The sequence below is a fragment of the Chamaesiphon sp. OTE_20_metabat_361 genome (assembly GCF_031364565.1).
In genome coordinates this window covers 1-5,916 of the sequence record NZ_JANLWO010000070.1, presented here as the reverse complement: position 1 = coordinate 5,916, position 5,916 = coordinate 1, and the positions used below count along the sequence as shown (strand labels likewise).

The following is a 5,916-nucleotide window of genomic DNA, read 5'->3' as shown; positions in this document are numbered from 1 at the left end:
CATTAATTGGGAAGTTAAGCCAGGAGATCGAATCGGCTTAGTAGGTGCAAATGGAGCGGGTAAATCTACCCAGATGAAGATTATTGCTGGACAGATCGAACCCACCAGCGGCGAAATCATCCGCCCCAATAGTCTGAATATCGCCTATCTCAACCAAGAATTTGATGTCGATCCGACACGCACTGTTAAAGAAGAGTTATGGCAAGCATTTGGTGAAGCCAACCGCGTCCACTCCGAACTTGACAAAATCCACCATCAGCTAGAAACCGCTGGCGGTGATGAATTGGATGCACTGCTCAATCGGATGGATAAGTTTCAAAGATTGTATGAAGCTTTAAATGGTTATGCCCTCGAAGCTGAAATCGATAAGATCTTACCAGAAGTAGGCTTTGAGCTAGAAGATGCCGATCGATTGGTAAGTGCTTTTAGTGGTGGTTGGCAGATGCGGATGAGTTTAGCCAAAATCTTGCTGCAATTTCCCGATCTGTTACTACTCGATGAGCCGACAAACCATCTAGATTTAGAGACGATCGAGTGGCTAGAAAACTACCTGCGCAAGCTCGAAACGCCGATGGTAATTATCTCACACGATCGCGAGTTTCTAGACAGACTTTGCAATCAGATTGTTGAGACAGAGCGTGGTGTTTCGGCTACATATCTCGGTAACTATTCATCTTACCTCGAACAAAAAGCTGAGAACTCCTACGCTCAATTAAATGCCTTCGAGCGGCAACAAAAAGAACTCGAAAAACAACAAGCCTTCGTCGAGAAATTCCGAGCTAGTGCAACTCGCAGTACTCAAGCAAAAAGCCGCGAGAAACTCCTCGATAAAATCGAGCGCATCGAAGCACCCGCATCAACAATGCGAACCCTCAGTTTTCGGTTCCCTCCAGCACCCCGCAGCGGTCGCGAAATAGTTGAAATTCAAAACTTAGAACATGTCTATGGCGACAAAATTCTATTTCTAGGCACAGACTTATTCATCGAACGTGGCGATCGAATTGCCTTTTTAGGCCCTAATGGTTGTGGCAAATCCACGCTATTAAAGATGATTATGGGAATGGAAACCCATACTAGTGGCTCGATTAAATTGGGCGAACATAACGTAATTCCCAGTTACTTCGAGCAAAACCAAGCCGAAGCATTAGACCTCGATAAAACAGTGCTAGCGACGATTCATGATGAGGTTCCCGACTGGAAAAACGAAGCAGTCAGAACGCTTTTAGGTCAGTTCTTATTTACTGGCGACATGGTTTTCAAAAAGGTCGAATCGCTAAGTGGTGGAGAAAAAGCCCGCCTCGCTCTCGCGAAAATGCTGCTAATTCCAGCTAACTTACTCATCCTCGATGAGCCGACCAATCATTTAGATATCCCCGCCAAAGAAACACTTGAAAATGCTCTCATCAACTATGATGGTACGGCATTAATCGTCTCGCACGATCGGTATTTTATCTCTCAAGTAGCAAATAAGATCGTGGAAGTCCGCGATGGTGAGTTTCGGGTATATCTCGGTGACTATCACTACTACCTCGACAAACTAGAAGAAGAACGCCAAGCTGATAAACAAAAAGCGTTTGCAGTAGCAGAAGCTGCGAAGAAAGCAGCCAAAGCTGAGAAGGCTAGCGCGAAGAAAAAATAGTACATAAAGTTATTTAGCAAAACACAAAAAAGGTAGGGGTAATTCATGAATTACCCCTACCTTTTTTTGTGACAAACCCGACTTCTTCAAGAAGTTGGGTTTGGGTTTTAACGCCACTTCATCCCTAAGCCTTGTTCGCGATCCCAATCAGTCCATTACTCCATGCCAATGCTGCGCTTTCTCGCTCGGTATCTGCTGCCATTGCTCGATCGGCAGATATTAGATCTTCTTTGAAGACATGAGGACGCGCTAAATTTTCGAGGAATTTACTAATATTGCCTTTGCCGACAACCCGATAGAGAGCATCATAAACCTCTCGATCGATTGTGATGATTATTTTCTTTTGCATTGCAATGATTGCACGACCCATAATACTATTTTAGCACTTACACCTATACATGATTCTGCGGACTTACTAGATGTTAATCGTCCGAGCTGTACCGCCTAGTCAATGTTACTTGTCGCCTAAATTCGATGAACCATTACCAGATGAGTTTTGGCTCGGTGAAGAATGAGGATTTTATTAGACACCTGAGTGAGGTATCGATCTCGATCGGAACGACAGATGGTATTGTAGCGATCGATTCGATAATTTGGCTCGGATGGATGTTAAGGTGATGTCTACGATCGCGCCGCGTAGTTTGGTGGTCGAGGATTTCGGCTATAATACTGCCACTAGAATTTTAGCTCAAGCGATCGACCTCACTCATTTATCTGTTTTCCCCACCAATGCTCACCAATGCCCCTCTACTCATAGTTCAGGATGTCCGTGCTGGCTATATTCCTGGCTCGGATATCCTCAATGGGATTAATTTTATCGTCCAACCAGGCGAGTTGGTAGCGGTAATTGGGGGCAATGGCGCGGGTAAATCAACGCTGGCGAAGACGATTTTTGGATTGCTGACGCCTAATAGTGGGACGATTACTTTTAAAGGCGAACAAATTGGGGGATTAAAATCCGATCGGATCGTCCAAAGAGGGATGTGCTATGTCCCCCAAATCTCGAATGTCTTTAAGTCGCTGACGATCGAGGAAAATCTGGATATGGGTGGTTTTATCCGTTCGAGCGATCTCCAGCAACTCAAGCAAAAAATCTATACGATGTTTCCCCGCCTCGCCGAGCGGCGCAAACAACGCGCGGGTACCCTCTCAGGAGGCGAACGTCAAATGCTAGCGATGGGCAAAGCCCTCATGCTCGATCCGGAGTTATTAGTCCTTGACGAGCCTTCTGCGGCACTTTCACCCGCGCTGGTTACTGATGTCCTCAAGCAAATTCGGGCAATCAATGCAACTGGTACCGCCATCGTCTTGGTCGAACAAAATGCCAAGAAAGCTTTAGCAATGTCCGATCGAGCTTATGTCTTGGATACGGGAATTGTCAAGCATGAAGGGGTTGCTGCTGACTTACTCAAAGACCCCAAGGTGATCGAAACCTATCTAGGTGTGGGCGGACATTAATTAGGTAGGTGCAAATAATTATTAGATAGAGATTGCCTGAAACCTATATGGTGGGGAGTGCCCACCCTACTGGCTTACTCAAAGATCCCAAGGCGAGCGAAACCTATCTCGGTGTGGGCGGACATTAAGTAGTTAGTTCAATAATTAATAGTTAATAATTAATAATTACCTATTCCCTATCCCCTATTCCCTATCCCCTCTTCTGGAACGATCGCGACTCGATCGAGATTGCGGCTCAAACCAGACGATGTAGCAGGATTATTTTGCTGGCGGGATGGCGAAAGTATAGTGACAGCAACAATTGCGACAACCGTCGATACAGTTACATAAATCGCGATCGCCGTCTGATTGGATTTGCCAGTTTTGCCGTTATAAGCAGTACCACATTTGGTACATTTGACATGGGTCAACATTTTTGGCCCGACTATTCCCCCCCACCAGGTAAAGCCAATTGCTTTAGCTCGATCTGAAGCGCATTTTGGGCAAGGTCGATACTGAAGCATCTAGTTTCTCCGAGAATGAGCCGATAAAATGGACATACCTAGAGAATACCCATTTTATCGCGATCGCCAACATCCTCTTCATACCGATCGATTCGCCAAAATCAACCGATCGGCGCGCCTTAGCAAGCTGTTAGGACGCAGCGATTGAAATCGCCGCTGGTGATGCAAAGTCCGCGTAGGCGGACTACTCACATCTTGCACCAGTTATTACACAGACCTGTAGGTTGGGTTGAAGAATGAAACTAGAGCATACTCAACTTCAACTGATATAGTCTTGCAAAGCTTTGACTTCTAGGGGTTGGGATTGGAGCGATTTGATGGCGGCGGCGGTGGCTTTGGCTCCGGCGATCGTCGTCACTACGCCGATCTTGTAGACTAGTGCCGTGCGCCGGAGGAGTTTGCCGTCGGCTTGAGCTTCCTCGCCAGAGGGGGTATTGATAATCAGTTGGATTTGACCATTTTTGATGATATCGACTACATTCGGACGACCTTCATGGAGTTTGAGGACTGATTCGACGACTAAGCCGTGTTCTTCTAATACCTTCTGAGTACCGGATGTGGCGATGATTTTGAAGCCGAGGGCGATCAGATCGCGGACTACGGGGACGACAGCTATTTTATCGCGATCGCTGGTCGAGACGAAGACTTTTCCAGTTAGGGGGAGTTTCTGTCCGGCGGCAAGTTCGGCTTTGGCATAAGCCCGACCAAAATCGACATCGATCCCCATGACTTCGCCTGTGGAGCGCATTTCGGGGCCTAAGATCGTATCGGTACCGGGGAACCTGTCGAAGGGTAAGACGGCTTCTTTGATGGCGATATGGGTGGGAATGACTTCGGCAGTATAGTTCAAGCTGGCGAGGGTTTCACCAGACATAATCCGGGCGGCATAGCCCGCTAAGGGGACGCCTGTGGCTTTAGCGACGAATGGCACCGTGCGAGAGGCGCGGGGATTGGCTTCGATGATGTATACTCGATCGCCCTGGACGGCAAATTGGATATTCATCAGCCCGATTACTTTGAGGGCTTGCGCGAGCTGCACCGTCCATTGCCGAATCGTGGCTAGAGTCGGCTCGGAGAGGGAGACATAGGGGAGCGAGCAAGCCGAGTCGCCGGAGTGAATCCCGGCTTGTTCGATATGCTCCATAATCCCGCCGATGACTACCTGCCCGGATGCGTCCGCGATCGCGTCTACATCGACCTCGATGGCGTTCTCCAGGAACTTATCGATTAAAATGGGGTGGTCTGGTTCTACCTGCACCGCATAGGTCATATAGCGTTCGAGTTCGGTATTGGAGTAGACGATTTCCATCGCGCGTCCGCCGAGGACATAGGAGGGACGGACGACGACGGGATAGCCGATCCGATTGGCGACATGTAGTGCGTCGTCATAGTTGCGTGCCATGCCATTTTCAGGCTGCTGAATATCTAATTGGCGCAATACTAGCTCGAACCGTTCCCGATTTTCGGCCATATCGATCGAGTCGGGGCTGGTACCCCAAATCTTGGTAGTAATGCCCGTTTCGGGGGTTTGGGCGTCTAGATATGCTTGGAGGGGAACGGCTAATTTGAGGGGGGTTTGACCGCCGAATTGGATGATAATCCCTTCGGGCTGCTCGGCTTCGATGATATTGAGGACATCTTCTTTGGTGAGTGGCTCGAAGTACAGCCGATCGCTGGTATCGTAATCGGTGGAAACTGTTTCGGGATTGGAGTTGACCATGATCGTCTCGAATCCCTGTTTGCTGAGCGCATAGGACGCGTGACAGCAGCAATAGTCAAATTCGATCCCTTGTCCGATCCGATTGGGGCCACCGCCGAGGATCATTACTTTGCGGCGAGTAGAGGGGATAACTTCGGTTTCTTCTTCGTAGGTGGAATAATAATAAGGCGTTTCGGCTTCAAATTCAGCGGCGCAGGTATCGACTAATTTATAAGCGGGAATTACGCCCAGAGATTTGCGATAGTTACGGACAGTATCTTCATCAGTTTTGGTGGCATAAGCAATCTGTCGATCGCTAAATCCTTGACGTTTAACATCCCATAGTTGCTGTTTAGTTAGGGCTGTTAATTGTTGAGTTTTGAGGAAGGATTCAGTAGTTAAGATACCCTGGAATTTATCAAGAAACCAAGGATCGACTCCGGTGAGATCGTAGATGTCTTCTTGGGATAGCTTGAGCTGCATCGCGTGACGAATACTGAAGATCCGATCGGGTGTAGGAGTCCTGAGTTGTGAACGCACCTGCTCAATCGAAGGTAAGGATTCATCACGATCGCAGCCCCAACCAAATCGACCGATTTCGAGTGAGCGCAATGCTT

The 5,916-nt window shown here is 48.0% G+C and carries 5 protein-coding genes; 2 read left to right on the top strand and 3 right to left on the bottom strand.

Annotated features, from left to right (window positions below):
- Position 1 precedes the first annotated feature (1 nt).
- Entirely contained in the window at positions 2-1,639 is a 1,638-nt protein-coding gene (locus tag RMO35_RS01855) for an ABC-F family ATP-binding cassette domain-containing protein (protein WP_309738157.1), read from the top strand.
- A 124-nt stretch (positions 1,640-1,763) separates the two neighbouring features.
- Here RMO35_RS01855 and RMO35_RS01850 read toward each other — a convergent pair whose 3' ends face one another.
- Positions 1,764-1,988 carry an addiction module antitoxin gene (locus RMO35_RS01850; protein WP_309738156.1) on the bottom strand — a complete coding sequence of 75 codons (225 nt, stop codon included), beginning with the start codon at positions 1,986-1,988 and terminating at the stop codon, positions 1,764-1,766.
- 380 nt (positions 1,989-2,368) lie between these two features.
- Here RMO35_RS01850 and RMO35_RS01845 point away from each other — a divergent pair, with 380 nt between their 5' ends.
- Entirely contained in the window at positions 2,369-3,097 is a 729-nt protein-coding gene (locus RMO35_RS01845; RefSeq protein ID WP_309738154.1) for an ABC transporter ATP-binding protein, read from the top strand.
- 176 nt (positions 3,098-3,273) lie between these two features.
- On the opposite strand, the gene RMO35_RS01840 is transcribed toward RMO35_RS01845, so the two are convergent.
- The gene (locus RMO35_RS01840) at positions 3,274-3,600 is read right to left on the bottom strand and encodes a hypothetical protein (protein ID WP_309738153.1); all 327 of its coding nucleotides are present in this window, start codon (positions 3,598-3,600) and stop codon (positions 3,274-3,276) included.
- Positions 3,601-3,859: 259 nt separating this feature from the next.
- Positions 3,860-5,916, bottom strand: a 2,057-nt coding sequence (gene carB, locus RMO35_RS01835) for a carbamoyl-phosphate synthase large subunit (RefSeq protein WP_309738152.1), incomplete at its 5' end; no start/stop codon positions are given.

What these genes read in the sequence shown, in the direction of transcription:
- RMO35_RS01850 (WP_309738156.1), bottom strand. Translation starts at nt 1,988, where the DNA reads ATGCAAAAGAAAATAATCATCACAATCGATCGAGAGGTTTATGATGCT.
- RMO35_RS01845 (WP_309738154.1), top strand. Translation starts at nt 2,369, where the DNA reads ATGCTCACCAATGCCCCTCTACTCATAGTTCAGGATGTCCGTGCTGGC.
- RMO35_RS01840 (WP_309738153.1), bottom strand. Translation starts at nt 3,600, where the DNA reads ATGCTTCAGTATCGACCTTGCCCAAAATGCGCTTCAGATCGAGCTAAA.